Source organism: Laceyella putida (assembly GCF_042665195.1).
Taxonomy (GTDB): domain Bacteria; phylum Bacillota; class Bacilli; order Thermoactinomycetales; family Thermoactinomycetaceae; genus Laceyella; species Laceyella putida.
This window is the reverse complement of sequence record NZ_JBHTBW010000022.1, coordinates 1-646: the sequence shown is the minus strand read 5'-3', so window position 1 is coordinate 646 and position 646 is coordinate 1. Positions and strand designations below refer to the sequence as shown.

Below are 646 nucleotides of genomic sequence, written 5' to 3'. Positions count from 1 at the left end.
TGTAACGGGGCTAAACGATTCACCGAAGCTGTGGATGGTGTCGGTTTCACTCTGCCTTTGAGGAATGGATAACAAGGACGCTTGATTGCCGAAAACCTTCCATGGGCTCTGCGCGTTAGGCGCCAAGCCGCCTTCCGCAGGCTGAGCTTGCAGCTCAGTGGAGGAAGATTCAATTTGAATCGAGGTTTGCGGCCAAATGTTCCCAGCTAAACGACTTCCTTGAAGTTGGAGTGAAACCGACACGATGGTAGGGGAGCGTTCCAAGTAGCAGCGAAGCTGCTTCGTGAGAAGTGGTGGAGCGCTTGGAAGTGAGAATGCCGGTATGAGTAGCGAAAAGAGGGGTGAGAATCCCCTCCACCGTAAGCCTAAGGGTTCCTGAGGAAGGTTCGTCCGCTCAGGGTAAGTCGGGACCTAAGCCGAGGCCGAAAGGCGTAGGCGATGGACAACAGGTTGAAATTCCTGTACCACCTATTTTCGTTTGTACGATGGGGGGACGCAGGAGGGTAGAGAATCGCGCGATTGGATGTGCGCGTCCAAGCAGTGAGGCCGAAGGGATAGGCAAATCCGTCCCTTCTCAAGGTTGGGCTGTGATGGCGAGGGAAATATAAAGTACCGAAGTTCTTGATCTCACACTGCCAAGAAAAGC

At 53.6% G+C, this 646-nt stretch carries 1 rRNA gene; it reads left to right on the top strand.

What is annotated here, in order from left to right:
• Positions 1-646, top strand: a 23S ribosomal RNA gene (locus tag ACFQNG_RS09750); the annotation flags it as partial.